A 23,543-nucleotide genomic window follows, 5' to 3' on the forward strand; every position below is an offset into this window, starting at 1 on the left:
CTACCAGGATCCCTGCGCCGCCATCGCCACCTTAGCCGCCGTTACCATTAAATAGTCAGACTTCCCGCCGGCCCCGCCGTTACCGCCATGCTCAAAAGGCGGAGGGCTGCTGCCCACAATCACCGGCACGGCACCAAAGTCGAACCCTGTGGTGGAAAGCGGCGTTCCGGTTACATTCGCCAGCTCCATAGACAGAAAGTTCCTGCTGCCCTGCAGATCCAGCGTAAAGCCATCCGATGCGCGATTGAAACCATAGCTGCTCATTCCATAGGGCTCCAGCACCGTATCAATCGCACTCGCCAGTGCGATAAATCGGACACTGGTGTTAATGGTAATAATCGATATAACACCGTCGACCGTCACACTGAACTGATCACCATCATTGATGCCGGCCAGCGTTGTCAGGTCCGTTGCCCAATCTACCCCGGCAGGTAATTCAGCAGCCAAATATGGGCGCGCCCCGGTAAACAGCAGGCTCATGCCGTCGCCGCCGTCTCCGCCGTTACTGAACAGGCTGCCATGGTAGCCATTCTCACCACGCCCCCCGGTGGTACCGTCATGGCCTGTGCCATCAGCACCATCAGGCGCGGAACAGGCCGGCACCGAGATCAACAACAGGAAAGAAAAAGTCGCGCTGGAAACAGAGTAGAATCCAACACGGGCAAGGCAATGCCCCCAATACGGCGCTGAATGATGAGCGACATAACGACTCCGACATATAATTTTCTGTTATAAGCGATGTAGGGTAGAAGGCGGGATGGGCAAGAACTACTTATTGTTTTTATCACTTTCCGGAGTTTTATCATTTTTCGCCGCAGTCATACGCCGGCCAAGGGCGGGAAACCCTAGAAACACAAATCATGGCGCATCATCATGAAAAAGCTGGACGACCTTTCATTGCAGGGCAGCATTCATACTTTGAATATGTCCGGCGGGAACACTTTTGATATCCCCGGCGTTCGTGGGCGCATGGAGCGGCTTCAGTTTGCCAGTGGCATTGTGTTGACCGGCTGGAATACGAGGTGCTGGAAGACTGTTTTCTTGACATGCAGGGATCCTCTACCGAACCCTGGTTCGAGAGCGCCCTGCATCTACAGGGACAGTCGGAACTGGCTTGCCCCAATGGGGAGCGCCATACGCTCCACCCTGACGCGGCCTTGCTGATGCGCGTTTACCAGCAGGGCTCGCAGTTCCAACTGCACAAAGGGCAACTGGTTCGTCATGTTGGTGCGTCTTCCACATTGAGCACATTGCGCCCACGCTTCGGCGGCAATTTGCCCGCCACCCTCAAGGCATTTGACGTGCCCTATGGGGATAGCTGCCATATTCGCACCATGACGCCGAGCGCGCGTTTACGGCAACTGGGCTCTGGATTGTTTTCTCACCACGCCAATGGCGCTTGCCGCGACTTGAAGCTGGAAGCCATCGCCAACCTCTTTTTGTCTGAACTGATTGAAGGATTTGAGGAAGGCTCCGACGCCGATGACACACTGCCGCCGTGGGAAGAGCAGGCCTACCAGGATCTTCTGGATCAGATTAGCGGCGCCCTGGACTCCACGCTGTCCATCCCGGCCCTGGCCGATCGGGTGGGACTGACCGAACGCCGACTGGACCAGTTGTTCAAACAAAAGCACGACCAGACTTGCGCCGAATTTATCCGCAATGAACGCATGAAGCTGGCTCTTCGTCTTCTGGAAGACGGCAGCCACCCTGTCAAAGTCGTGGCAGACAAGGTCGGCTACGGTTATGTGAGTAACTTTTCCCGCGCCTACCGAGCCCGTTTTGGTGAAACACCAGCACGGACTCTGCGTCGCGGTGCGTCCGAGTAACGGGGTAGAACCCGTATCCGCTAGAGAATAAGTGGACACTATCGATAACCTGATCACGGTTGATCATCCGGCAGCGCACCTTCTTCACATTTCGTGCAGTCAAGCTCAAGCCCCAGCATCGACTCTCTACCTACCGCCGAAGTGACCCAAGGGCGGTTCACCCAAGGCGGCGAATGACGCACATGCTGATTATGGCCGCATGCCAACTGAGCGACCCAGTGGTTTTCCTTGTCTTTGTGATAGCCAGTGATGGGTTGTTTCATAAGTTCCGATCCTACCCTGTTTCCTCGCACCCAAGCCGCCCGAACTGTTTCCGCAACCACACCCGCCAGAAGCCCGAACAAGGGGTCGGCCCAGACGGTCACCAGTGCGGTTGTCGCGATAACCGGCCAGCAAGACGGCTTCGCGGCCCAGAGACGCCTGGACATGGCGAGCTCTACAGCCGCTACCAACAACAAGGCCCCGAGACCCACCACCGGAATGGCAGCGATCAATGATAGCCCCCCGGCAGGAAAGCAACCATGAGCAAAGCGGTTCCCAGCACAATGGGAGCCATGCCGGTTCCGGCACCGAAACGATGGTGCGCGGCCACGCCTCCGGCGCCATGACACATGGGCAGGGCGCCGAGCGGAACGAGAAACAGGTTCGCCAAGCCCGTCGTCACCGACAGTCGGGCTGGCGACACGCGATGAGATTGCTCACCGAAGTAATCCCCAACCACCAAGGCGGTCAGTACGATGGCATTGGTGATCGTAAGCGCCAGTTGAGGGAACACCAGCATGGACATCGCCTGCTGCCAGCACACCGCTGGCGACCAGGCTCTGGGACGTCACCTCGGTGGTCAGCAACAACGCAGCAACCGCTCTCATGGGTTGTACCGGCATCGGCAGCCGATAGTACAACCCCGTTGCAATGTAGAACGCGGCAAACCCCAGCAGTACGGGTATCGGTGGCAACCCTGCCACGCCAATTGCCCCCAGACTCAGTGGCAGCAGGGTACCGATATCACCCAGCGCCCCGCTGACCTCCTTCACAGAATCTTTCGGGTTTAAGGGCATGCGCGCTCCTGATTCTTGGCCAGTTTTTATTGGCAACTCTCACGCGTTATATACGACATGCCCCAACTCGGTGATGTCGTAACCGCCCAACGCCTCGGCGCGCTGGACGAAGCGCTCGCTACCGGCAAACGCCAGCAGCCTCTGCATGGCCGGATCAAAATAGTGGCGCCGGCGCATAGCCAGATCAAAATGCTCCTGCTGCAGAGATATAAAAGCGAGCCCCTGGCGCCGCGCCGCCGCTTCGATTCCCACGCCAACATCCGATTCGCCCTGTCGAATGGCCAAGGCGAGATCGTCTTCGCTAAGCGACGGATGTGTTGCCCACGTGAGGTGTTCGGCATCTATGCGGTGTCGAGCAAGCAAGCTCTGCAGTAAATGGCTAACGCCGGCATCAGGCTGGCGATGCGCGAGACGTATGCCCGGGCGAGCGATATCCTCCAAACGGGCGAGTCGGTGAGGGTTATCGGCGGCTAACAGGAGCCCCTGCTGGCGCTTCGCCCAGCGAATCAGCACCAGGTCACGCATGCCGCTCAGCCCCAACGTGACAGGATCATTGTAGTCCCGGCTGTCAGCATGCCAGATATGCATTCCCGCGAGCATTGCGCGACCGGCGATCAACCGTTGTACGCCATCACCACTCCCCTGGCACAGCAGCGCCAGTTCGGCGCCGCTCTCTTTCACCGCCCACTCCAACAATGGATCCTGGCTGCCTGCCAGGACCGGCGGGGTCGGCGAACTGACGGCGTCGTCGCCCTCAAGATGGTTCATCAACCACAGATCAATACGCTGGCGTGGAAACAACAGCTTTCCGGTCACCCGCACACAGGGAATGACGCCCTGGCTGACCAGATCATAGACTTTGCGCTCTTTCAGGCGCAGATACTCGGCAGCTTCGGCCGTGGTGAGGTAAGCGGGAAGCGTCATTGATCTCTCCTACCGCCTGGAAAAGCACTAAACTGTTTTTAGCTGCATATTTTTCAACAGGCTGTGCAAAGCGTAGTCAGAAACTCCACGATGCTCAATAACAAGGAGACGCAGCTGTGGAAAATAATGCGTTTTACGTAGCGCTGTCGCTACTGCTAAACCTCGACGCTTCGCTCTTTCAGATCGTAGCGCTTTCGCTGCAGGTGTCGCTTCTGGCGGTACTGATCGCGGCTGTGCTGGGGTTTCCCCTCGGGGCGGCGGTGGCACTGTGGCGCTTCCCCGGGCGCAGCGTCATGATTGTCGTGCTCAATGCCCTGATGGGATTGCCGCCGGTGGTGGCTGGGCTCGCCGTCTATTTACTGCTCTCGCGAGCCGGCCCGCTGGGTGAGTGGGGGTTCCTGTTTACACCCGGGGCCATGGTCATTGCCCAGGTGGTACTGGTGTTACCGATTCTGGCCGCGCTCTCGCGCCAGAAGGTGGAAGAGCTTCTGGGTGAATACCGCGAGCAGTTTATGTCACTGGGTATGTCCCGCTCACGCATGATGCCCACCCTGCTGTGGGATGCCCGTTTTGCGCTATTGACTGTTCTGCTCGCCGGCTTTGGCCGCGCCAGCGCCGAAGTGGGCGCGGTGATGATGGTGGGCGGCAATATTGATGGGGTCACGCGGGTCATGACCACCGCCATTGTGCTGGAAACCGGCAAGGGCAACCTGCCCTTGGCGCTGGGGCTGGGAATCGTGCTGCTGACGCTGGTCATGCTGATCAACGCAGGTGCCTTTTTGGTAGGTGAACTGACCAGAAGGCGGATAGGATGACTTCATTTAACGTTCCACTCCTTGCTTCGGCTGCCCTCCTTCCGCCACCAACGCTGCGTTTTGATGGCGTAGCCTTCAGCCAGCAGGGTAAGGCACTGCTGGGCCCCTGCTCATTCACCCTGGACGGCACCGGCCCCACCCTGGTGATGGGGCCTAACGGGGCGGGCAAGAGTCTTCTGTTGCGGCTGGCTCACGGTTTGCTCCCACCGACTCAGGGACGGGTGGCCTGGTCAATTGAGAGACGCCCCCGTCAGGCGATGGTGTTCCAGCAACCGGTACTGTTGCGCCGCTCAGCCTTGGCGAATCTCGTTCACGCGTTAGCGGTGAATAATGTCCCCCGCAAGACACGTACAAAGATCGCTTGTGAGGCGCTTGAGCATTTTGGGCTGACCCCGTGCGCAAACACGTCCGCGCGCGTACTCTCCGGCGGCGAGCAGCAGCGCCTGGCACTGGCCCGTGCCTGGGTACTTGCTCCCCAGGTACTGTTTCTGGATGAACCTACCTCCGCACTCGACCCGGCGGCGATTAAAGGCGTGGAAGCCGCGGTACGCGAGTTTCATCAGCGGGGAACGCGCATCGTCATGACCACTCACGATCTGCATCAGGCGAGGCGCCTTGCCGGGGATGTGTTGTTTCTCTCTGGCGGGAAAGTGTGTGAACACACCTCTGCCGAAACCTTTTTCAATAGCCCCGTCTCGCGGGAGGGGCAAGCGTTTATTGCCGGAGAACTGGTGGAATAGTTCGGCTCTGACGGTTTTGCCGACGCGTTACTCATTGGACGTTCGAAACACGCAAAAGGAGACAGCAAGATGAAAAAGGCATTAATCCTTGTACTCGCAAGTGTCACCGGCATGAGCGTGGCGCTCGGCGCTTATGCCGATGACTACATCACCCTGGCCTCAACGACTTCAACCCAGAATTCGGGGCTGTTCGACGCCATTTTACCGCAGTTCGAAGAGGCCGCCGGCATCGACGTGCGGGTGGTGGCGGTGGGCACCGGTCAGGCGTTTGAAATCGCCCGCCGCGGCGACGCCGACAGCCTCCTGGTACACGATACCGCCGGGGAAAAACGCTTTGTTGAAAACGGCTTCGCCAGCGAGCGGGCCGATGTCATGTACAACGATTTCGTGTTGATTGGCCCTGCGAACGATCCGGCGAATATCGGGAAAGCACAAAGTGCCGCCGAGGCCTTCGCGGCGATTGCCCATGCCAAGGCACCCTTCACCTCACGCGGCGATGACAGCGGCACCAACCGCGCCGAGCTGCGCCTCTGGGAGAACGCCGGCGTCAGACCCGACGGCGACTGGTACCGCGAACTCGGTAGCGGCATGGGGCCAACGCTCAACACCGCTGCGGCCATGGATGCGTACGTGATGTCGGACCGCGCCACCTGGGTGGCGTTTGGCAACCGCCAGAACCTGACGCTGCTTTTTGCCGGCGACGAAGTGCTGTTCAACCAGTATGGTAGCTTGCTGATCTCCGAAGAGAAGCACCCGCACCTTAAACACGATCTGGCGAAACAATGGCATAACTGGCTGATTTCCGGGGATGGCCAGCAAGCGATCGCGGACTTCGAGGTGGACGGACAACAGCTGTTTTTCCCGAATGCCAAATAGGCTAATCTCTGGGGACGTGCATCGATATTCAAATCCGTGGCGTTCCTGGAAGAGCTATAACAACAATGACCATTAATCCGACACTGCCCGATCCCAAAGACCCTCGTCTGTCCCGCGCCGTCGAGGGCGTTGATGAAAACGGTCAATCAAAGTCCATCAGCGTGATCGAAGAGCGCCCCCTGACGATCTATCTGAACAGCCAGGAAATCGTCACCGCCATGACCATTGGCGATCACCCGGAGTATCTGGCCCTCGGTTTTCTCCTGAATCAGGGCATGCTGAAAGAAACCGATCAGGTCACCAGGATTGACTTCGACGAAGAGCTGGACGTCGCAGTGGTCCGAACCGCAGGTGTTACCGATGTCGAGGACAAACTGGAAAAGAAAACCCGCACGTCCGGCTGCGCCGTGGGCACGGTATTTGGTGACATGATGGCAGGGCTTGACGGGTTGTCGCTACCGGACACACCGGTGCACACCAGCACGTTTTACGATCTCTCCTACCAGATCAACCATACCCCAAGCCTGTACATGGAAACCGGTGCCATTCACGGCACGGTTCTGTGTCAGGACCGCCAGATTCTGGCGTACATGGAGGATGTCGGACGCCACAACGCGGTGGACAAGATCGCAGGATGGATGTACCTGAACGGAATCACCGCCGCCGACAAAGTCCTCTACACCACAGGCCGACTGACCTCCGAAATGGTCATCAAAACGTCCCTGATGGGGATCCCGACCCTGATCAGCCGGTCCGGTTTTACCGCCTGGGGCGTCGATATTGCACGGCAGGTCGGATTGACCCTGATCGGTCGGATGCGCGGTAAAAAGTTTACCTGCCTCAGCGGCCAGCACCGTCTGGTGTTCGATCAGGACTTGTCACAGGTTCCTGATGAGGACAAAAAACACCGTCGAAAAGGGGCCGGGCATGACTGAGTGCGCGGTCATTCTGGCGGGCGGCCGGGCCAACCGGATGGGCGGCGGTGACAAGGGACGATTGATGCTGGGTAATCAGTCGCTGATCCAGCGGGTTATTGATCGAATCACGCCACAGGTGGATGCCGTAGTGTTGAACGCCAATGGCGACCTGAGCCGGTTTGAGGATCTGGGGTTGCCGGTGGTAGCCGATTCCATCGGCGATTTTCCCGGCCCGCTGGCGGGGGTTCTGGCCGGCATGGATTGGGCAGCCGAACAGGGGCACGAGTGGGTAATCAGCGTTGCGGCGGACACCCCATCGTTTCCCCTGGATCTGGCTGCACGGTTGGCCGGGCATGACACCCCGGTGGCTTTGGCAGCGACGCCAGACCCGGAACGCGGCCGCCTGCCCCAGCCGACCTTTGGCCGTTGGCCGGTCGCGTTGCGGCATGATCTGCGAGCCGCCCTGCACGACGGCGTGCGCAAAATCCGCCAGTGGACACAAGCCCAGGGAGAAACGCTGGTGGTGTTTGCCGAGGACGACTTTTTTAACATCAATACACCGGAAGACCTGGCCTGGGCGGAGAAGCACCTGAAGTGAATGTCATCGGCATTGTGGGCTGGAAGAACAGCGGAAAAACCACGCTGGCAGCGGCCCTGATTCGCGAGCTGTCCCGCAGGGGGTTAACGGTTAACTCGATCAAGCACGCCCATCATGGGGTAGATGTCGACCAGCCCGGCACCGACAGCTACAAGCACCGCGATGCCGGGGCACGTGAGGTCATCCTGGCGGGCGGGCAGCGCTTTGCCATCATGCACGAGTTGCGCGGCGCTGAAGAGCCAACGCTGGATGAATTGCTGGCGCGGCTGGGCCCCTGCGACTGGGTGGTGGTCGAGGGCTTTAAAACCCACGCACATCCCAAGATTGAAGTGCACCGGCGTGAGTCCGAGCGTGCGCCCCTGTACCCGGAGGACGCCAGCATCATCGCCCTGGTGGCCGACTATGTGGCGGATTTCCCGGGCCCTGTGTTCGATGTAAACAACATACCCGCCATCGCTGACTTTATTCTGAGCCCAGGGAAATCATGAACGGGAAAGCAACGACGCCACTTCGTAACGATTGTTTCGCCCTACCCCCGGGCGTGAACTGGACGCCGGTGGAAGAGGCGCTGGAACGATTGCACTCGCGTTTACATTCGGTGGTGGGGGTGGAACACGCCGTTCCGCTGTCGCAGGTCAACGGTCGGATTCTGGCGAACGACGTCCAAGCACCTCGCGCCCACCCTCCGAGCAACAATTCCGCGGTCGATGGCTATGCCTTCGCAGGGCCGTTGACGGACGTGCCCTGCACCCTGCCCCTGATTAATGGCCGCAGTGCCGCCGGGGAACCGTATACGGGCAATGTGCCTGCGGGCCACGCCATCCGGATTCTGACCGGCGCGGTGATTCCGGCCGGCGCGGATACCGTGGTCCTCGAAGAAGACTGCGAGGTCATCGATGGTCACCTGCATCTAAACGGTACGTTGAAAGCGGGCGCCAATGCCCGCAAAGCCGGCGAGGATATCAAGGCACAGGACAGGATTCTTAATGCTGGAACCCGTCTGACCCCAACCCAGATTTCAGTACTTGCCAGTGTCGGCATCGAATCAGTGGATGTCTATCAGCAGCTGCGCGTCGGCGTTTTATCCACGGGCGATGAAGTAAAGCCCGTCGGCTCAGCGGTCACCGATTGGCAGATCTATGACGCCAACCGGCCGATGCTGAGCGCCCTGGTGACGCAGCTCGGCTATGAGTTGGTGGACCTGGGCCATGCACTCGATCGTGCCGATGAAGTCAAAGCGGCCTTGGAGCGCGGCGCGGAACAATGCGATCTGATCCTGACCAGCGGTGGTGTGTCTGCCGGCGACGAGGATCACGTGTCTAAAACGCTGAAAGCACACGGCGACATCAGTAACTGGCGTATTGCGATCAAACCGGGCCGCCCACTGGCGCTGGCCATGTTCAGGGGAACACCTGTGGTGGGTCTGCCAGGAAACCCGGTCGCCGCCTGGGTCTGCGCACTGCGTTTTGGCGCGCCAGCGATGGCATTGCTGGCAGGCGGAACCTGGTTCGAACCTCAGGGCTATCTCATGCCCGCTGGTTTCTCCAAAAACAAGAAACCGGGGCGCAGCGAGATGTTGCGGGCCCGCATTAGGGACGGGCAGGTTGAGGTGTTCGGTTCTGAGGGCTCTGGACGTGTAACCGGCCTGGCCTGGTCCGAGGGTTTGGTGGAGCTCGATGAAAGCGCCCGACAGATAGAACCGGGCACGCCGGTGCGGTTTATCCCTTATGGCAGTTTCGGACTGTAATCAGTCAACGCTGCCATGGACGGCAAAGGCCTCCAGCGAGGCATCCTGCGGGGCCCGGGAGCGATAGGTCTCCTCAACACCCAGTTCGGTGAGCGTGCGGCTGACCATCAAAAGCGTGTTGTCCTCGAAGTCCTCGCACATGCTGCGCATCTGGTCGATTTCTTCGCAGGCGACCGGATAGGCCGCATCGATACCCGGTGCGCCGTAACACTCAACAAACGTCTGCGCCAGAACCTGACGTAACTGTTCCAATTCCGCGTCGGTGATGTCGCACACGCCCACAAAAGTGGCGCGACCGCCTGACTCGATGCTGTACCAACCATTGCTGAAGGCCTGCCGGGCCTTCCCCTTCAGGTCCGCCTCGGTCCAGTTGGAGAACTCAAACCCGCCGGATATCGCCCATTCACCGCTGGGAGCCGGCACATCAAATACATTGTCATCGGATACATCCAGTCGCAGGATTCGGGCCAGTTTCATACGTGCTCCGCGAATTCGATCAAACTCACTGTTTCAGTCATGACATCCTGGCGCAACAGCATTCGGCCCTTTTCATCCAGGCCCACAAAGAGCCCGGGCTTTGGCAGGTCGATCATTTTGCCCAGGGTGTCACAGCGTGGCCGCCACTCATTGTGTATACGCTCGAAGCCACTGTCCATGAAGTAAGTCAGCCACAGCAATGTGTGTTTGGACCAGCTTTCCAGAAGCGCCATGGGCGTGATCTCAACACAGCCTTCCTCATGCAGACAGGTCTGGTTCGGCGTCTCGCCCGGCTCGCCGCCCACTGGCAAGAAAGGCACATCGATGCCAACCACCAGCCAGTTCGGATGGGCGCTGGGGTCTGACACATCCGCGGCAAAGCGGACACCGCCGCACACCGCGCCATTGACCTTGATACGATCGGGCCATTGGAAGTACACCGGCACCTCGGGCGGGGCCAGTGCGCCCAGGCTTTCAGCCAGGCCTATCTGGGCCACGTAGACCGCCTGAACAGCTTCTTCCAGTGGGGTTTCCGGCGCCAGCACCAGGGCCGCGCGCAAGACGTCCACCGCGTCGGAATAGAAAATCGTGCCGGAATCGACCCCGGCGATGGCGCGGCTGACGGCCTTATCAAACGGATCCGTCTGGTTTGGCACCCATTCCCCCGTAAACAGCGGCGGTAACCGCGGTGACACACTCATCGCATGGCCTCGGCGTACACGTCAGAGGCGATAAGTTCATCGGCGATGCGCTGGAAGGCCCGCGACTGAGGGCTATCCGGCTTTGACACTACAATCGGTACACCGCCATCCGAACCAACACGGATATCCAGATCCAGCGGAATCTCGCCCAGGAAGGGCGCGCCCAATTTTTCAGCCTCCGCCCTGGCGCCGCCGTGCCCAAAAGGATGGTGCTCTTTGCCGCAACCATCGCAGATAAAGGAGGCCATGTTTTCAATCAGTCCGAACAGGGGCACGTCCATCCGTTTGAACATATCGATGCCTTTGCGCGCATCCATTAACGCGATGTCCTGGGGGGTCGAGACCACTACCGCCCCGGCGACAAAGAATTTCTGGCTCAGGGTCATCTGGACATCACCGGTGCCTGGGGGCAGATCCACCAGCAGGACATCCAGCCGGCCCCAGTCCACCTGGTTCATCATCTGTTGCAGGGCGCCCATCAACATGGGCCCGCGCCAGACAATGGCCTCATCATCGGAGGCCATCAGGCCCAGGGACATCAGGGTCACCCCGTGATTGCGCAGCGGCAGTATGGTATTTCCGTCGGGGCTGGAAGGCCGGCCTGAAACACCCATCATGCGGGGCTGGCTGGGACCGTACACGTCGGCGTCCAACAGGCCCACTTTCAGACCTTTCGAGGCCAGTGCAACCGCCAGGTTGGAGGCCACTGTCGACTTGCCAACGCCCCCTTTACCGGAGGCAATAGCGATGATGCGGTCAACGCCTTTCGGGTTCTTGTCCTGAGGCCGGGGGGCGTCGGTACCAATCAGGTTCGGTTTTCCTACTTCGGTGTATTCAACCATGTCGCGTCCTGTTTTTGTTTTAGCTGTCCAGGTAGTCGTCTCTGGTGCGAACCCTGGGGCGCTCCCCCCCTGCCAGGGGCGCGCTTTCCCCGTGGAACTGAGATTTCACCCGACAGTCGTCACACATCTTTATGAGTTGGACGTTATCAGCGTTTTTGTACATCCAGTGCTGGTTTTCCAGTTTTTCAACGATCCGGTTGATGGTGCTGGCAACACCGAAGGGCCTTCCACACTTGATGCATTCGAAAGGCTCCTCGCCGTGCAGTGCCCGGGCACTTAGCGCACCCTTGGACAGATCCAGTTGCGGCTTCAGGTTGATGGCAGTCTCGGGGCAGGTGCTTTCGCACACGCCGCACTGAACACAGGCATTTTCCGTGAACTGAACCTCCGGCCGGTCCGGATGGTCGCCGAGGGCGCCAGTTGGACACAGAGACACACAGGCCAGACAGAGCGTGCATTTATCGGAATCGATTTCGATAGCGCCATAGGGCGCGCCCTGTGGCAGCGGAATCGGCGCTTCAACACCGTTTGCCATCGCACTGACGGTCACCCGTGTAATGTCACGGCGGCCGCCGACCAGTAATACGGGCTCGCTGACACGCCCCGCATTGTCCCCTTCAACACTGAGCTCGTTAGCTGCAACCACTCGAATCCGGCTGGGCGAATGGTGGGCACCGCTCACCATGGCCTGAGCCAGCTCCACTTCCGCGGCAACGGCCTGGCGGTCAGTCTCGTTATCCGCCAGCAGCAGGACTTCCGCATAGCCGGCGCCCAATGCGGCCAAGATCTCGGCATGGCCAATACGATCGATATGCTCGAGCCCCATCGGAATCAGATCGTCCGCCAGCCCATCGCCGTACCGTGCCAGGTGCGCCATGGCCTCACCACCGGCGTTCAGGGTATGAAACACAAGGCGTGGAGATTCTTCGGTATGTTCACGATAAACCCTGGCCATCACCTCCACGGCTTTGGTCAGGGCTTCGAAAGGGCTTTCGGTCATAGTGATGGCTGAGGTCGGGCAAACAGCCGCGCAGGAGCCACAGCCGGCACAGATATCCGAATCAATTTGCACGTGGTCGCCAAACGAAAAAATGGCCTCGGTGGGACAGACGTCCAGGCAGCGGGTACAGCCGGTTTTGTTGGCCCGGGAGTGGGCGCACAGGGAATCCTCCAACCTGAAGTAAACGGTTTTCTCGAACTCACCGACCCGCTCCCGGGCCGTCAGGGCAATACGCTCCAATTCCCCGGTTTTGGCGGGGTCGGCCCAGAAATAACCGTTGCGCTTCTGATAACTGGGAAAGGCCGGAGCGCCACCACGGAGGTCGATAAACACATCGCACTCGCTGTGAGCGGTGGCTTGTACCTCGCCATAACCCAGTGCACCACGGCCGGCGGGATTCAGGGTTTGCAACTGGGCAAACTCCATCCTGAAATGGCCCAGCGCGCCATAGGCTGACGTCAGCCGGCCCTTCGCCACGTCGTAGGCGGCAGAGGGTAGCTGTATGGGACCGGCGTCATTGACAATACAGGTAACCCCCAGCTCGTCCTGCACCAGCTCGGCCATCCTTATGGCCTGCTCAGTAGGGCCGACGATACAGCACACTCCGCTGGAGCGGATCGTTTTTGCAGGCGCTATCGGAGCCGGGAGTTGGGCCGCAGCAACCAGGGCCGCTTGTTTGGCGCGCAGGCGTTTAGGGTTTGCACTCGCGGCCCCCCAACCTGCCCGGTCCCGGATGTCGATGGTGCCCAGCGGTGCGGAATGCCCGGTTTCGGCCTGAACATCCTCGCCCAGACGCTCGAACAGGGCAGCCTGCTGGCCACAGGCAATGAGTACGTCTGCATCACCACCCAGATGCTCAGCGGCCGTCTTCATGTCATGGCCGCACAGTTGATCCACCGCGATGACCTGCTCGGCGGCTGCGGCCTTGCGCAGCGCCTCTGGATCAAAGGACTGTGTTTTATCGCAACTGCATAGCAGTAAGGTCTTGGGTGCCGTCATCAGGAATCTGACTCTTTTCGTTGTTGTTATACGTATACGAATCACTATAGCTCTTCGAGCATGACACAGCGGTTTGTTTTTAGACAATCGGAAAGTTGGATATTTTTTGACCTCCTGCTAGCTTGAAGGAATAACAAAAGAGAGCAGCCATGAGCAGTCGCACAGATCATTGGAAACGCGCGTTACAAGTCGGTGCCGTCGTTCGCCAGTCTCCTGGCGTGACCCAGTGGGCGCGGTATGTCTGGAAGCCGGTGGCGGTCATACCGGGTGCCCCGGAGGCGTTCTGGAAAGAACTGGTCCAGGAAGGCGATGAGGTGGATTACCACGCAGGCTCGGTGACCATGGAACTCTTTCGTGCCGACGTGGAAGGCTACCTTGTATCCCTGAATATGGCCGTTCCCTCCGTCTGGATTGTCATGGATAAGGACCAGACTGGTCGCTCTCCCTCAGGGTGGGTCATCAGCTCCATTACTGCCAGTGCCCATGAGGCATTGGATGCACAGGACAGTGGTGAAAGTATCGTCGAGCCCGTGCCCATTCCCGAGTCTCTGGCGGCCTGGATCAAAGAATTTGTCGATATGCACTACATCGAAGTGCCCTTCAAGAAACGGCGCCGTGACAGTGTCCACGTTGACGGTATCGAAGACGCCAAAGGCGATCCGCGTATCCGTCAGGAGAGCGACGTCTTTCGCGCACCCGCCAACATCAAAAAACCGAGGATTCAGTGATGGATGAGTCACGCCTGCAACGTTGGTCGCGCAAGAAAACAGAAACCGGCAAAAAGACTGAGCTGGCCCCGCCCCCATCAGTCGAGTCCGAACCGTCACATGAAGAGCAGGAGCTCTCTATTAATGAGACGTTGTCCGAGCACGACGTATTGGAGAAGTACGGCTTACCCGATCCCGATGCCATCGAGCTGGGTACCGATATTACCGGGTTCATGCGAAAAGAAATCCCCGAGCTGCTGCGCCGCAGGGCCCTGCGGTCTCTTTGGAAATCCAACCCTGTACTTGCCGTGCTGGACGGGCTCAATGACTACGATGAGGATTTCACGAACGCTGCTGCGACCGGGGCAGTAAAGACCCTCTACAAGGTGGGACAAGGGCTAATCGACCGAACCGCAAAGGTTGATGAGCCGGTTAATAACCCGGTGGGGGGGCGCACCGCAAAGCTGGCCGAGGCTCCGACAACCGTAGTGCCTCCGGAACCTGCAGGACTGCGCGAAACCCCCGTTTCCGACATCGATGAGGCGCCATCAGATACTGATCGTCACTCTCAATCAGTGGTCACCGAAACCGGAGAGAAACCGACGCCGCACTACCGCCCGCGAATGCGTTTTGAGGATTCATGAGTGTTAGAAACCGTAGTTGCGCCCGACACAAATCGGAACTATATACAGTAGATCGGTGATTAAAAATTAGACAACAATAAACAAGAGACAATAGAGAGAGAGAGACGTCTTGGCCAACGCTGCAGAAGTTCAGTGCCCTCGCTCGATCAGTGACGAAGATCGAGCGCGTGCCCAAATGTATCGGTTGCTGGGTGTCCTGCTGGGCGGCCCACCTTCAAGTGAGCTGCTCCGGGGGCTGGTAACCTTAGAGGGTGACGACACTCCGATTGGATCCGCCTCCAGAAACCTCGCTGCCCTTGCCCAACGCACCTCGCCCAATGATGCCGAGCGGGAGTTCAACAACCTTTTCGTTGGCATCGGTCGCGGTGAATTACTGCCCTACACCAGTTATTACCTGACCGGCTTTCTCAACGAGAAGCCCCTTGCGGATCTGCGTAGCGATCTGATGGCCAGGGGCATCAAGGCTAGAGACAACGTTAAAGAACCCGAAGATCACATGGGTACGCTGTGCGAAATCATGGCCGGCATTATTGCGGGCGAGTTTCTGTGTGACAGTGACCAACCTTCTCAGAAAGCCTTTTTCGACGCACACCTGGCAAAGTGGGCGGAACTGTTCTTTGCCGATCTGGAAGAAGCGCAAAGCGCGGTTTTCTACGCGCCTGTGGGCTCGCTGGGCCGGGCTTTCATGGCCGTTGAGGCCGATGCGTTTGCCATTCAATAACTGGGACCTGCCCGGTCCCTTAACTCAGGTGGAGGTGTCCAATGGACAACCCGAAACGTGAAAACAGCCGCCGCCGTTTCCTGAAGGTGGCAGCAGCCGCAGCTCCTGCGGCCGTTGCGCTGGCAGTCTCGCCCAATGCCGCAGCCGGGGCGGTGAAAGAGGCCCCGAAAAGCCGCGGTCTGCGTGACACTGAACACACACGTAAGTACTTCGAATCGGCTCGCTTTTAAGGAAGCGTGCGTCATTCAAGGTTGCGAAAGGCTCTTGAATGGCCACACCTCCGTAAAACGAGAATAAAAAGAGAGAGGTAATTGACATGTTAAGAAAGAAAACCAACGGGGTAGCGAAAGGCCCCCGTGCTGGTTCTTTACTTTCATCCCTCGCTGCCAAGACCATGGATCGTCGTGGTTTTCTGGCCGCCTCCGGTGTCACAGTGGGCGGTCTGGCAGCTTTGTCACTGACGTCTGGCCGCGTTGAGGCCGCAACCCCGTCGACGGGAGGTGGGGAAGTTGTTCGCAAAAAGTCCGTGTGTACCCACTGCTCGGTTGGCTGCACGGTGATGGCGGAAGTCCAGAATGGCACCTGGATCGGGCAGGAGCCGGGTTGGGACAGCCCCTTTAACCTTGGTGCGCATTGTGCCAAAGGGGCTTCCGTACGGGAGAGTGCCCATGGCGAACGTCGCCTCAAGCACCCGATGAAAATGGTCGGCGGCCAGTGGCAGAAAATCTCCTGGGACGAAGCGATCAACGAGATCGGCGACAAGATGCTGCAAATCCGCGAGGAAAGTGGTCCGGATTCGGTCTACTGGCTGGGCAGCGCAAAATTCAGTAACGAGCAGTCTTACCTGTTCCGCAAGTTTGCTGCCTACTGGGGCACCAACAACGTCGATCACCAGGCCCGGATCTGCCATTCGACCACGGTTGCCGGCGTAGCCAACACCTGGGGCTACGGCGCGATGACCAATTCGTATAATGACATCCACAATTCGCAAGCCATCTTCCTGATCGGTGGTAACCCCGCGGAGGCGCACCCGGTGTCGCTGCTGCACCTTCTGAAAGCCAAGGAAGAGAACAACGCACCGCTGATCGTCTGTGACCCGCGTTTCACACGCACTGCCGCCCATGCGGATGAGTATGTGCGGTTTCGTCCTGGTTCGGACGTCGCGCTGGTCTGGGGCCTGTTGTGGCACATCTTTGAGAACAGCTGGGAGGACAAGGAGTTCATCCGTACCCGGGTGTACGGCATGGACGACATCCGCCAGGAAGTAAAGAAATGGAACCCTGAGGAAGTCGAGCGTGTAACCGGTGTACCGGGAGCACAGCTTGAGCGCGTTGCCCGCACCCTGGCGAATAACCGCCCTGGCACAGTCATCTGGTGTATGGGGGGAACCCAGCACACCAATGGCAACAACAACACCCGCGCCTACTGCGTGCTGCAACTGGCGCTGGGCAACATGGGCGTTGCCGGCGGTGGCACTAACATCTTCCGCGGCCACGACAATGTTCAGGGCGCCACAGACCTGGGCGTACTGGCCGACACCTTGCCCGGGTACTATGGCCTGGCCGCTGGCTCCTGGGCCCATTGGGCCAGAGTCTGGGAAGAGGACCTGGATTGGCTCAAGGGGCGTTTTGCCGTTTGGGACAAGGACGGCAAATCCAGAGCCATGATGAACGAGAAAGGCATTCCCGTTTCACGCTGGATTGACGGCGTTCTGGAAGCCAAGGAAAACCTGGAGCAGCCCGACAACACCCGGGCCATGGTGCTGTGGGGCCACGCGCCCAACTCGCAGACCCGGATGCTGGAAATGAAGGAAGCCATGGAAAAGCTCGACCTGCTGGTCGTTGTGGACCCCTTCCCCACCGTGTCTGCAGTGCTGCACGACCGTAAGGAAGGCGCTTACCTGTTGCCTGCGACCACGCAGTTCGAGACATCGGGCTCGGTCACCGCTTCCAACCGATCGCTCCAGTGGCGTGAAAAGGTCGTTGAGCCGCTGTTCGACTCCAAGGTCGACCACGAAATCATGAAGCTGTTTGCGGACAAGTTCGGTTTCACCGATCGCATGTTCCGCAACATCGCCATCAATGGCGATGAGCCGTCGATTGAGGACATCACCCGCGAATTCAACCGTGGTATGTGGACCATTGGCTACACCGGCCAGTCCCCTGAACGTCTCAAGAAGCACATGAAGTATCAGCACCACTTTGACAAAACCACGCTGCGTGCAGTCGGTGGACCTTGTGATGGTGATTATTACGGCCTGCCATGGCCTTCCTGGGGCACACCGGAGATGAACCATCCGGGAACTGCCAACCTGTACGACATGTCGCTGCCGGTTTCCAAAGGCGGCCTGACCTTCCGCGCCCGCTTTGGCGTCGAACGCAACGGCGAAAATCTGCTGGCGGACGGCGTTTACTCGAAGAACTCCGAGATCAAGGACGGGTATCCGGAGTTCACCATGCAGATGCTGATGGACCTGGGCTGGGATGGCGATCTGACGGCCGAAGAGCGTGCCAGCATTGATGCTGTTGCCGGCCCCGAAACCAACTGGAAAACCGACCTGTCTGGCGGCATCCAGCGTGTGGCGATCAAACACGAGTGCGCGCCCTTTGGTAACGCCAAGGCCCGCGCCATCGTCTGGAACTTCCCGGACCCCGTGCCGCTTCATCGCGAACCCCTCTATACCAACCGCCGAGACCTGGTGGAGGACTATCCGACCTACGAGGACAAGACCTTCTGGCGTGTCCCGACCCTGTACGAGTCCATCCAGAAGAAGGACTTCAGCAAGGACTTCCCCATCATTCTGACCTCAGGCCGATTGGTTGAGTATGAAGGTGGTGGTGACGAGACCCGGTCCAACCCGTGGCTGGCGGAATTGCAGCAGGACATGTTCATTGAAGTGAATCCGCGTGATGCGAACAACATGAACATTCGTGACGGCAAGGATGTCTGGGTGTCCGGCCCGGAAGGTGCACGCATCAAAGTCAAGGCCATGGTGACCGAACGGGTCGGCGAGGGCGTAGCCTTCATGCCGTTCCACTTCGGCGGACACCTGGAGGGCAAGGATCTGAGGGACAAGTATCCGAAAGGCTCCGACCCCTACGTATTGGGTGAATCCACCAACACAGTTCAAACATACGGGTATGACTCGGTCACGCAGATGCAAGAGACCAAGTGCACCCTGTGTTCGATTATGCCGGCATAATGAGAGGTGTAGACCATGGCACTTGAAGGAAAAGCACGCGCGAAATTTCTTTGCGATGCCGAACGCTGCATCGAATGCAATGCCTGCGTAACGGCCTGTAAGAACGAGAATGAAGTTCCCTGGGGCATCAACCGTCGCCGCGTAGTCACCATCGAAGATGGCAAACCCGGCGAGCGCTCCATCTCGGTAGCATGCATGCACTGTTCAGACGCGCCTTGTATGGCCGTCTGCCCCGTGGACTGCTTCTACCAGACAGAAGATGGCATAGTGTTGCACTCCAAGGACCTTTGCATCGGTTGTGGGTATTGTTTTTACGCCTGCCCTTTCGGCGCGCCCCAGTTCCCCCAGGCGGGCAACTTTGGCAGCCGTGGCAAGATGGACAAATGCACCTTCTGTGCAGGCGGTCCTGAGGAGGACAATTCCACAGCCGAGTTCTCCAAGTACGGACGCAATCGTATTGCCGAGGGCAAACTGCCACTTTGTGCGGAAATGTGCTCGACCAAAGCCTTGCTGGCCGGTGACGGCAACGAGGTGGCGGACATCTATCGCCAGCGTGTGGTGAACCGTGGTTTTGGTTCCGGCGCCTGGGGATGGGGCACAGCCTACGAGAAGAAGGGCGCGTAAGCCCACTGGATGTTTCCGGGGCCTTAGTGCCCCGGCATTCATTGAGGCCACGAATTCTTTTTGTTCTTTCCGCTGGAGTGCTTTCATGAACGGTAAACTAGTCGGTGCCGCCGTCTTTGTGCTGGCGACATTATGCCTCAACCCCGTGTGGGCGCAAGAAACCACGGAGGTTGACCGGAAGTCTACCGGGGGCGCTCAAACCCTCGAAGACATCATGGCTCGTCAGGAAAAGCTGAAAATTGACGAGCAGTTCCGGTCAGACAACACGGGTGATCCCGCCAATGCGGCACCGATCAGCGAGCCACTGGGTACCCTTGGTGGGCGCTCCGATGCTGATGCCTGGCGTGGCGTTCGATACGACAACATCAACATCGAAACCCAGGTCCGCAATCCGGCCGCCGATGTTCTGATCCAGAACGGAGGCATAGGCTGGTATCAATTGAGGGAGGGCCCCGTCATCAACTACGGCGGCGGCGCCCTGCTTGGCATTATCCTACTGTTGGTGATTTTCTACTTTGTTCGGGGCCGAATCAAGATTGATGGCGGCCCTGCGGGCACCACGATTGAGCGGTTCAAAGCCGTCGAACGGTTCGGCCATTGGCTGTTGGCAGGCTCGTTTATCGCCTTAGGCCTGACGGGGCTGATCACCCTGATGGGGCGAAGCTTCCTGATCCCGGTCATGGGGCCAGACGCCTTTGCCACCCTGGCTGCCGGCTCCAAGTGGATCCACAACAACGTTGCATGGGCGTTCATGTTCGGCCTGGTGATGACGTTCGTCATGTGGGTGGCCCACAACATCCCCAACAAGCTGGACTGGCAATGGCTCAAAGCCGGCGGTGGCATCTTTACCAAGAGCCACCCTTCCGCGAAGAAGTTCAACGCAGGCCAGAAAATCGTTTTCTGGACCGTGATGGTGCTGGGTGTTTCCGTCTCTCTTTCCGGTCTGTCGCTGCTGTTCCCGTTTCAGATGCCCATGTTTGCCGATACCTTCGGCATCCTGAACAGTGTTCTGGGAACCAGCTTCCCAACCGATCTGGCGCCCCACGAAGAGATGCAGTACGCCAACCTCTGGCATTCGATTGTCGCGTTCGTGATGATGCTCGCCATTATCGCCCACATCTATATTGGCTCGGTTGGTATGGAAGGCGCGTTCGATGCCATGGGTAACGGGCAGGTTGATGTGGAGTGGGCGCGACAGCACCACGACCTGTGGGTGGCAGAGGTTGAAGCCAAGCAGGGCAAAGGAGGGTCATCGTGAAGGTTATGATTTCGGCATTTGTCGCGGCGCTGGTGATTGCCTTTGCCGCCCCGCCCGTTCTTGACCAGTTCGGGTGGTCCTCCGCCACGCAAACCAGCAGTGAGAATGTGCGGCTTGACTGAACAGTCCCAGATGCATGAAACAGAGGTTTACCAGATCGATGCCATCGGTTTGGTATGCCCACTGCCCGTTCTGCGTTTTAAGAAGCGCACCCAGGGCCTTCCCAGCGGCACGCAGGTTGACTTCCTGGCCGATGATCCCAGCGGTCGTCGGGATTTACAGGTGCTGTGCGAGCTGACCGGGCACCGGATTGAATGGGTCCGTGAGGAGGATGCCGGGGTGCTTCGGTACCGCATCTGTCTGGCTTAGCGATCGCACCGGAACAGGCCGGCTGCGGTCCTCGCATGCCTACTCAAACCATTCGGCGGAAAATACCATCCCCACGGAGCATATGGCGAAAGGCCGCCGCGATATGGCCTGCGACCAGAACACCTAGCGTTATGGCTAGCCACCCGTGTATCGCAAACAAGCTCCCAGCCAATTCCTTGTCCTCCGGCACAAAAGGCATGGCGGGCAGTCTGACATCGCCCACGATGCCCAAAGCCGGATACGCCGTCACACCGGCCCAGCCAAACAAAGGCGTAACCACCAACATGACGTAGATCAGGTGGTGCATGCTCTTGGCTGCAATCTGCAATGTGCGGGGCATGCTCTCGGGATAGGGTGGGCTTTTTACCCGTATCTTAACCACGATCCGCAGGATCATCAGTAGGAGCACGGTAAAACCTATGGCTTTGTGCCCACTGTACAAGGTATTCGTCAGCGCCCCCCAGATATCAGCTTCCGCACGCGACGCCATCCAGAGCCCGACGGGTATCAACGTCAGGACCATCAGCGCCATTACCCAATGCAGTACCCGCCAGCCCGCGGGGTATTTCTGGATCTGTTGCATACGCCTTCTCCATCAGCGAATTTATTCGTGCACTCTCCAGAGGCCAGCAGAGGCCAGAGGCGGTGCCATGCAGCCTAATGACAGCATAGATCATTGAGTCGAATTCTACTTTCTCTATCCCGATGCTGGTAATGTGCTATACGGTTATCAAAGCCCCTTAAATGGAGAGCCGGACCGGATACGTGCGTTACACCGACACGTTGCCAATTGGAATTGTTATGCGGGCATCCTCAAGTAAACTGATCGTCAGGCTCTTCCCCTTCCTGACATGGGCCAGACCCACGAGACGGCAGAACCGGGCGGACGCCATTGCCGGCATCACGGTCGGGTTGGTACTGATCCCCCAGGCCCTGGCATACGCCCAACTCGCGGGGATGCCGCCCGTTACCGGTCTCTACGCGGCACTGCTGCCGGGCATTGTTGGGGCATTGTTCGGTTCATCGTCACTGCTTGCGGTCGGGCCTGTGGCATTAACCAGCCTGCTGACCTTCGCGGCGCTGCAACCGTTGGCCGAAGCGGGGTCCCCGGAATGGGTGGTGATGGCCATATGGCTCGCCCTCTATTCCGGGCTCATGCAGTTTCTTATGGGCGCGTTCCGCATGGGCATTCTTGCCAACCTGATCTCGAACGCTGTCGTTCAGGGATTCGTGAATGCGGCTGCCGTCATCATTATCGTTTCACAGATCCCTGCCCTACTGGGCTTCGATACAGGCGCCGGCGAAAACTGGCTATCCACTCTCTGGCAGGAATGGCAACACGCCCCCTGGCGGCTGGTCGCAACCGCCGGGTTCGGCCTCGGTGGCGTGGCAGCGCTGCTGCTACTCGGAAAATTGACCGCGCGCCTGCCTGCGGTGATGGTCGTTACACTGATTGGCATCGCCGGCAGTTATCTGCTGGGATTTGGAGAGCTTGGCGGCTCGGTCATCGGTCCGGTCGGAAGCGGACTTCCCCAGCCTTCATTGCCTCTGACACTCTCCGTTGACCAGCACCTGGCGCTTCTGCTGCCCGCTGCGATCATTGCACTGATCAGCTTTACCGAAGCGATGTCCAGTTGCCGCACCATGTCGCGAATAACAGGAGAACCGTGGGACCGGAATCAGGAGTTAATCGGTCAGGGTCTGGCCAAAATGGCCAGCGGCTTCAGCGGTGCCTTTCCTGTCAGCGGTTCGTTCTCCCGCACGGCGCTGAACGCCTACAGTGGCGCGAAAACCGCGAGGGCGTCCCTGATCGCCTCACTGCTCGTGCTGATCTCTCTTTTCGGGTTTACCGAGCTCCTGTATCACCTGCCGACCGCGATCCTCGCCGCCATCATCATTGTGCCCGTCACCCGGCTGATTGATGTCCGCTCGCTTACCCGATTGAGCCGTGAAAACCCCAAGGATGGCATGGTAGCTCTCGTCACCCTGGTGGTGACACTGGTCACCGTGCCAAACCTGTACTGGGGAATTCTGGCGGGCATAGCGGCGTCTTTGCTCGCCTTCCTTCATCATCATGCCGTGCCGCGAATCATTGAACTGGGGGTTCATGAGTCAGGTGGGTTTCGTGACCGACATCTTTACCAGCTGCCGCCCATTGCCGAGGGGGTTCTCGGGGTACGTATGGACGCCTCACTCACTTACCTGACGGCACCGGTTCTGGAGCGCTCCATCCGCAAGCGCGTGGATGCCGCCCCGGATCTGAGAACCGTGCTGATTTCTGCATCCTCCCTGAATCAGGTCGACTCTACTGGCCTGGATACCCTGCAGGACATCTGGTCATTTCTGGATGCAAGAGGCATTGCCCTCTACCTGTCCGGCCCAAAACTTCCGTTGAGGGAGGCCCTCTCAAGGACAGGGCTGGCCCAACTGATCAAAGAGGAGAATATTTTCGCGACCGACGCGAAAGCGATTGAGGCATTGACGTAAAAGCCGGG

The 23,543-nt window shown here is 58.9% G+C and carries 28 protein-coding genes; 18 read left to right on the top strand and 10 right to left on the bottom strand.

All coding sequences use genetic code 11. From position 1 onward, the window contains the following. A complete protein-coding gene (locus tag R1T46_RS01200; protein WP_317307075.1) occupies nucleotides 1-603 on the bottom strand; it encodes a hypothetical protein in 603 nt (200 codons plus the stop codon). Nucleotides 604-1,046: 443 nt separating this feature from the next. On the opposite strand from R1T46_RS01200, the gene R1T46_RS01205 reads away from it, so the two are divergent. Further along, nucleotides 1,047-1,829 (top strand): helix-turn-helix domain-containing protein, encoded by a 783-nt coding sequence (locus R1T46_RS01205; RefSeq protein WP_317307076.1) that lies wholly within the window; start codon nucleotides 1,047-1,049, stop codon nucleotides 1,827-1,829. A 53-nt stretch (nucleotides 1,830-1,882) separates the two neighbouring features. Here R1T46_RS01205 and R1T46_RS21580 read toward each other — a convergent pair whose 3' ends face one another. Genes R1T46_RS21580 through R1T46_RS01225 form a run of 4 tightly spaced genes read right to left on the bottom strand, consistent with a single transcriptional unit; the run spans nucleotide 1,883 to nucleotide 3,811 of the window. Continuing rightward, complete coding sequence (locus R1T46_RS21580) at nucleotides 1,883-2,323, bottom strand: DUF3565 domain-containing protein (RefSeq protein WP_407070156.1); 441 nt, start codon at nucleotides 2,321-2,323, stop codon at nucleotides 1,883-1,885. Continuing rightward, entirely contained in the window at nucleotides 2,320-2,610 is a 291-nt protein-coding gene (locus R1T46_RS01215; protein ID WP_228301442.1) for a putative sulfate/molybdate transporter, read from the bottom strand. The genes R1T46_RS21580 and R1T46_RS01215 overlap by 4 nt, the downstream gene beginning before the upstream one ends. Beyond that, entirely contained in the window at nucleotides 2,528-2,887 is a 360-nt protein-coding gene (locus R1T46_RS01220; protein ID WP_317307077.1) for a putative sulfate/molybdate transporter, read from the bottom strand. Before R1T46_RS01220 ends, R1T46_RS01215 begins: the two co-directional genes overlap by 83 nt. Nucleotides 2,888-2,926: 39 nt before the next feature. After that, nucleotides 2,927-3,811 (bottom strand): helix-turn-helix transcriptional regulator, encoded by an 885-nt coding sequence (locus tag R1T46_RS01225; RefSeq protein ID WP_317307078.1) that lies wholly within the window; start codon nucleotides 3,809-3,811, stop codon nucleotides 2,927-2,929. A gap of 116 nt (nucleotides 3,812-3,927) precedes the next feature. On the opposite strand from R1T46_RS01225, the gene R1T46_RS01230 reads away from it, so the two are divergent. From R1T46_RS01230 to R1T46_RS01260, 7 genes are all read left to right on the top strand, one after another. Next, a complete protein-coding gene (locus R1T46_RS01230; protein WP_041332562.1) occupies nucleotides 3,928-4,626 on the top strand; it encodes an ABC transporter permease in 699 nt (232 codons plus the stop codon). Next, nucleotides 4,623-5,366 carry an ATP-binding cassette domain-containing protein gene (locus tag R1T46_RS01235; RefSeq protein ID WP_317307079.1) on the top strand — a complete coding sequence of 248 codons (744 nt, stop codon included), beginning with the start codon at nucleotides 4,623-4,625 and terminating at the stop codon, nucleotides 5,364-5,366. Before R1T46_RS01230 ends, R1T46_RS01235 begins: the two co-directional genes overlap by 4 nt. Before the next feature lie 69 nt (nucleotides 5,367-5,435). Then, complete coding sequence (locus R1T46_RS01240; RefSeq protein WP_317307080.1) at nucleotides 5,436-6,242, top strand: substrate-binding domain-containing protein; 807 nt, start codon at nucleotides 5,436-5,438, stop codon at nucleotides 6,240-6,242. Between the two features lie 65 nt (nucleotides 6,243-6,307). Further along, complete coding sequence (locus R1T46_RS01245; RefSeq protein WP_317307081.1) at nucleotides 6,308-7,177, top strand: formate dehydrogenase accessory sulfurtransferase FdhD; 870 nt, start codon at nucleotides 6,308-6,310, stop codon at nucleotides 7,175-7,177. After that, nucleotides 7,170-7,757, top strand: a complete 588-nt coding sequence (mobA, locus tag R1T46_RS01250) for a molybdenum cofactor guanylyltransferase MobA (protein WP_317307082.1) — start codon at nucleotides 7,170-7,172, stop codon at nucleotides 7,755-7,757. The genes R1T46_RS01245 and mobA overlap by 8 nt, the downstream gene beginning before the upstream one ends. Beyond that, entirely contained in the window at nucleotides 7,754-8,245 is a 492-nt protein-coding gene (gene mobB / locus R1T46_RS01255; RefSeq protein WP_317307083.1) for a molybdopterin-guanine dinucleotide biosynthesis protein B, read from the top strand. The genes mobA and mobB overlap by 4 nt, the downstream gene beginning before the upstream one ends. Next, nucleotides 8,242-9,504 carry a molybdopterin-binding protein gene (locus R1T46_RS01260; RefSeq protein ID WP_317307084.1) on the top strand — a complete coding sequence of 421 codons (1,263 nt, stop codon included), beginning with the start codon at nucleotides 8,242-8,244 and terminating at the stop codon, nucleotides 9,502-9,504. The genes mobB and R1T46_RS01260 overlap by 4 nt, the downstream gene beginning before the upstream one ends. On the opposite strand, the gene R1T46_RS01265 is transcribed toward R1T46_RS01260, so the two are convergent. Genes R1T46_RS01265 through R1T46_RS01280 form a run of 4 tightly spaced genes read right to left on the bottom strand, consistent with a single transcriptional unit; the run spans nucleotide 9,505 to nucleotide 13,523 of the window. Beyond that, nucleotides 9,505-9,981, bottom strand: coding sequence for a DUF6505 family protein (locus R1T46_RS01265; RefSeq protein WP_041334507.1), 477 nt, complete (start codon nucleotides 9,979-9,981; stop codon nucleotides 9,505-9,507). It lies immediately after the preceding gene. Next, entirely contained in the window at nucleotides 9,978-10,682 is a 705-nt protein-coding gene (locus R1T46_RS01270) for a biotin/lipoate--protein ligase family protein (protein WP_041334505.1), read from the bottom strand. The genes R1T46_RS01265 and R1T46_RS01270 overlap by 4 nt, the downstream gene beginning before the upstream one ends. Then, nucleotides 10,679-11,524: an Mrp/NBP35 family ATP-binding protein gene (locus R1T46_RS01275; RefSeq protein WP_317307085.1), complete on the bottom strand. Its 846-nt coding sequence runs from the start codon at nucleotides 11,522-11,524 to the stop codon at nucleotides 10,679-10,681. Before R1T46_RS01275 ends, R1T46_RS01270 begins: the two co-directional genes overlap by 4 nt. A 19-nt stretch (nucleotides 11,525-11,543) precedes the next feature. Continuing rightward, a complete protein-coding gene (locus R1T46_RS01280; protein ID WP_317307086.1) occupies nucleotides 11,544-13,523 on the bottom strand; it encodes a 4Fe-4S binding protein in 1,980 nt (659 codons plus the stop codon). A gap of 149 nt (nucleotides 13,524-13,672) precedes the next feature. Here R1T46_RS01280 and R1T46_RS01285 point away from each other — a divergent pair, with 149 nt between their 5' ends. The 9 genes from R1T46_RS01285 to R1T46_RS01325 all read left to right on the top strand — a co-directional run bounded on the left by R1T46_RS01285 (nucleotide 13,673) and on the right by R1T46_RS01325 (nucleotide 21,048). After that, complete coding sequence (locus R1T46_RS01285) at nucleotides 13,673-14,251, top strand: DUF3305 domain-containing protein (RefSeq protein WP_317307087.1); 579 nt, start codon at nucleotides 13,673-13,675, stop codon at nucleotides 14,249-14,251. After that, nucleotides 14,251-14,874 (top strand): DUF3306 domain-containing protein, encoded by a 624-nt coding sequence (locus R1T46_RS01290; RefSeq protein ID WP_317307088.1) that lies wholly within the window; start codon nucleotides 14,251-14,253, stop codon nucleotides 14,872-14,874. Before R1T46_RS01285 ends, R1T46_RS01290 begins: the two co-directional genes overlap by 1 nt. Nucleotides 14,875-14,983: 109 nt before the next feature. Next, nucleotides 14,984-15,595, top strand: coding sequence for a molecular chaperone (locus R1T46_RS01295; RefSeq protein WP_317307089.1), 612 nt, complete (start codon nucleotides 14,984-14,986; stop codon nucleotides 15,593-15,595). Nucleotides 15,596-15,636: 41 nt separating this feature from the next. After that, nucleotides 15,637-15,825 carry a twin-arginine translocation signal domain-containing protein gene (locus tag R1T46_RS01300; protein ID WP_317307090.1) on the top strand — a complete coding sequence of 63 codons (189 nt, stop codon included), beginning with the start codon at nucleotides 15,637-15,639 and terminating at the stop codon, nucleotides 15,823-15,825. An 86-nt stretch (nucleotides 15,826-15,911) separates the two neighbouring features. Next, complete coding sequence (locus R1T46_RS01305; RefSeq protein WP_317307091.1) at nucleotides 15,912-18,797, top strand: formate dehydrogenase subunit alpha; 2,886 nt, start codon at nucleotides 15,912-15,914, stop codon at nucleotides 18,795-18,797. A gap of 15 nt (nucleotides 18,798-18,812) precedes the next feature. Then, entirely contained in the window at nucleotides 18,813-19,421 is a 609-nt protein-coding gene (gene fdh3B, locus R1T46_RS01310) for a formate dehydrogenase FDH3 subunit beta (RefSeq protein ID WP_317307092.1), read from the top strand. An 85-nt stretch (nucleotides 19,422-19,506) separates the two neighbouring features. Beyond that, nucleotides 19,507-20,679: a formate dehydrogenase subunit gamma gene (locus R1T46_RS01315; protein WP_317307093.1), complete on the top strand. Its 1,173-nt coding sequence runs from the start codon at nucleotides 19,507-19,509 to the stop codon at nucleotides 20,677-20,679. Beyond that, a complete protein-coding gene (locus R1T46_RS01320) occupies nucleotides 20,676-20,801 on the top strand; it encodes a hypothetical protein (protein ID WP_036202841.1) in 126 nt (41 codons plus the stop codon). The genes R1T46_RS01315 and R1T46_RS01320 overlap by 4 nt, the downstream gene beginning before the upstream one ends. After that, nucleotides 20,794-21,048: a sulfurtransferase TusA family protein gene (locus R1T46_RS01325; RefSeq protein WP_051946750.1), complete on the top strand. Its 255-nt coding sequence runs from the start codon at nucleotides 20,794-20,796 to the stop codon at nucleotides 21,046-21,048. Before R1T46_RS01320 ends, R1T46_RS01325 begins: the two co-directional genes overlap by 8 nt. Before the next feature lie 43 nt (nucleotides 21,049-21,091). Here the strand turns inward: R1T46_RS01325 and R1T46_RS01330 are convergent, their stop codons facing one another. Further along, entirely contained in the window at nucleotides 21,092-21,631 is a 540-nt protein-coding gene (locus R1T46_RS01330) for a cytochrome b (protein WP_036202834.1), read from the bottom strand. A 218-nt stretch (nucleotides 21,632-21,849) separates the two neighbouring features. Between R1T46_RS01330 and R1T46_RS01335 the strand changes: the two genes are divergently transcribed. Next, the gene (locus R1T46_RS01335; protein WP_258955235.1) at nucleotides 21,850-23,535 is read left to right on the top strand and encodes a SulP family inorganic anion transporter; all 1,686 of its coding nucleotides are present in this window, start codon (nucleotides 21,850-21,852) and stop codon (nucleotides 23,533-23,535) included. Nucleotides 23,536-23,543: the final 8 nt, after the last annotated feature.

The sequence above is a fragment of the Marinobacter salarius genome (assembly GCF_032922745.1).
Classification (GTDB): domain Bacteria; phylum Pseudomonadota; class Gammaproteobacteria; order Pseudomonadales; family Oleiphilaceae; genus Marinobacter.

Bases quoted from the DNA above. Each gene is read 5' to 3' on its own strand.
- R1T46_RS01205 (WP_317307076.1), top strand. From the start codon at position 1,047: ATGCAGGGATCCTCTACCGAACCCTGGTTCGAGAGCGCCCTGCATCTA.
- R1T46_RS01215 (WP_228301442.1), bottom strand. From the start codon at position 2,610: ATGCTGGTGTTCCCTCAACTGGCGCTTACGATCACCAATGCCATCGTA.
- R1T46_RS01220 (WP_317307077.1), bottom strand. From the start codon at position 2,887: ATGCCCTTAAACCCGAAAGATTCTGTGAAGGAGGTCAGCGGGGCGCTG.
- R1T46_RS01225 (WP_317307078.1), bottom strand. From the start codon at position 3,811: ATGACGCTTCCCGCTTACCTCACCACGGCCGAAGCTGCCGAGTATCTG.
- R1T46_RS01235 (WP_317307079.1), top strand. From the start codon at position 4,623: ATGACTTCATTTAACGTTCCACTCCTTGCTTCGGCTGCCCTCCTTCCG.
- R1T46_RS01240 (WP_317307080.1), top strand. From the start codon at position 5,436: ATGAAAAAGGCATTAATCCTTGTACTCGCAAGTGTCACCGGCATGAGC.
- R1T46_RS01245 (WP_317307081.1), top strand. From the start codon at position 6,308: ATGACCATTAATCCGACACTGCCCGATCCCAAAGACCCTCGTCTGTCC.
- mobA (WP_317307082.1), top strand. From the start codon at position 7,170: ATGACTGAGTGCGCGGTCATTCTGGCGGGCGGCCGGGCCAACCGGATG.
- R1T46_RS01260 (WP_317307084.1), top strand. From the start codon at position 8,242: ATGAACGGGAAAGCAACGACGCCACTTCGTAACGATTGTTTCGCCCTA.
- R1T46_RS01265 (WP_041334507.1), bottom strand. From the start codon at position 9,981: ATGAAACTGGCCCGAATCCTGCGACTGGATGTATCCGATGACAATGTA.
- R1T46_RS01270 (WP_041334505.1), bottom strand. From the start codon at position 10,682: ATGAGTGTGTCACCGCGGTTACCGCCGCTGTTTACGGGGGAATGGGTG.
- R1T46_RS01275 (WP_317307085.1), bottom strand. From the start codon at position 11,524: ATGGTTGAATACACCGAAGTAGGAAAACCGAACCTGATTGGTACCGAC.
- R1T46_RS01280 (WP_317307086.1), bottom strand. From the start codon at position 13,523: ATGACGGCACCCAAGACCTTACTGCTATGCAGTTGCGATAAAACACAG.
- R1T46_RS01285 (WP_317307087.1), top strand. From the start codon at position 13,673: ATGAGCAGTCGCACAGATCATTGGAAACGCGCGTTACAAGTCGGTGCC.
- R1T46_RS01290 (WP_317307088.1), top strand. From the start codon at position 14,251: ATGGATGAGTCACGCCTGCAACGTTGGTCGCGCAAGAAAACAGAAACC.
- R1T46_RS01300 (WP_317307090.1), top strand. From the start codon at position 15,637: ATGGACAACCCGAAACGTGAAAACAGCCGCCGCCGTTTCCTGAAGGTG.
- R1T46_RS01305 (WP_317307091.1), top strand. From the start codon at position 15,912: ATGTTAAGAAAGAAAACCAACGGGGTAGCGAAAGGCCCCCGTGCTGGT.
- fdh3B (WP_317307092.1), top strand. From the start codon at position 18,813: ATGGCACTTGAAGGAAAAGCACGCGCGAAATTTCTTTGCGATGCCGAA.
- R1T46_RS01315 (WP_317307093.1), top strand. From the start codon at position 19,507: ATGAACGGTAAACTAGTCGGTGCCGCCGTCTTTGTGCTGGCGACATTA.
- R1T46_RS01330 (WP_036202834.1), bottom strand. From the start codon at position 21,631: ATGCAACAGATCCAGAAATACCCCGCGGGCTGGCGGGTACTGCATTGG.
- R1T46_RS01335 (WP_258955235.1), top strand. From the start codon at position 21,850: ATGCGGGCATCCTCAAGTAAACTGATCGTCAGGCTCTTCCCCTTCCTG.